Below are 1,520 nucleotides of genomic sequence, written 5' to 3'. Positions count from 1 at the left end.
CAACCAATCGCACGCTTCTTCTATCCTTCTGCGTCCCTCCATTGCTCAAACGATAAAGAGGTGGTACAGGAATATCAACCTGTTGTCCATCGCCTACGCCTGTCGGCCTCGGCTTAGGTCCTGACTAACCCTGAGCGGACGAGCCTTCCTCAGGAAACCTTAGGCATTCGGTGGACGGGATTCTCACCCGTCTTTCGCTACTCATACCGGCATTCTCACTTCTAAGCACTCCACCAGTCCTTCCGGTCTGACTTCACTGTCCTTAGAACGCTCCCCTACCACTGATACCATTCGGTATCAATCCGCAGCTTCGGTGGTGTATTTAGCCCCGGTACATTTTCGGCGCAGAGTCACTCGACTAGTGAGCTATTACGCACTCTTTAAATGGTGGCTGCTTCTAAGCCAACATCCTAGTTGTCTAAGCAACTCCACATCCTTTTCCACTTAATACACACTTTGGGACCTTAGCTGGCGGTCTGGGCTGTTTCCCTTTTGACTACGGATCTTATCACTCGCAGTCTGACTCCTAAGGATAAGTCATTGGCATTCGGAGTTTGACTGAATTCGGTAATCCGATGAGGACCCCTAGTCCAATCAGTGCTCTACCTCCAAGACTCTTACACTTAAGGCTAGCCCTAAAGCTATTTCGGGGAGAACCAGCTATCTCCAGGTTCGATTGGAATTTCTCCGCTACCCACACCTCATCCCCGCACTTTTCAACGTGCGTGGGTTCGGGCCTCCATTCAGTGTTACCTGAACTTCACCCTGGACATGGGTAGATCACCTGGTTTCGGGTCTACGACCACGTACTAAACGCCCTATTCAGACTCGCTTTCGCTGCGGCTCCGCCTCTTCAGCTTAACCTCGCACGGGATCGTAACTCGCCGGTTCATTCTACAAAAGGCACGCCATCACCCGTTAACGGGCTCTGACTATTTGTAGGCACACGGTTTCAGGATCTCTTTCACTCCCCTTCCGGGGTGCTTTTCACCTTTCCCTCACGGTACTGGTTCACTATCGATCACTAGGGAGTATTTAGCCTTGGGAGATGGTCCTCCCAGATTCCGACGGAATTTCACGTGTTCCGCCGTACTCAGGATACATTCAAGAGAGAACGAAGTTTCGACTACGGGGTTGTTACCCTCTACGACGGACCTTTCCAGGTCGCTTCGTCTACCTCGTTCCTTTGTAACTCCGTATAGAATGTCCTACAACCCCAAGAGGCAAGCCTCTTGGTTTGGGCTATGTTCCGTTTCGCTCGCCGCTACTCAGGAAATCGCATTTGCTTTCTCTTCCTCCAGGTACTTAGATGTTTCAGTTCCCTGGGTCTGTCTTCCTTACCCTATGTATTCAGATAAGGATACCATACCATTACGTATGGTGGGTTTCCCCATTCGGAAATCTTCGGATCAAAGCTTACTTACAGCTCCCCGAAGCATATCGGCGTTAGTCCCGTCCTTCATCGACTCCTAGTGTCAAGGCATCCACCGTGCGCCCTTTCTAACTTAACCAAACTAAAA

Annotated in this window: 1 rRNA gene; it reads right to left on the bottom strand. The window is 50.6% G+C overall.

Annotated elements, in window-relative coordinates:
- Positions 1–1,511: ribosomal RNA gene (locus ACTFR9_RS27525) — 23S ribosomal RNA — on the bottom strand; the annotation flags it as partial.
- Between the last annotated feature and the right edge of the window lie 9 nt (positions 1,512–1,520).

The organism is Bacillus cereus group sp. MYBK222-1 (genome assembly GCF_051916425.1).
In the GTDB taxonomy this organism is placed as follows: domain Bacteria; phylum Bacillota; class Bacilli; order Bacillales; family Bacillaceae_G; genus Bacillus_A; species Bacillus_A paranthracis.
This window is presented reverse-complemented; position numbering and strand designations above follow the sequence as displayed.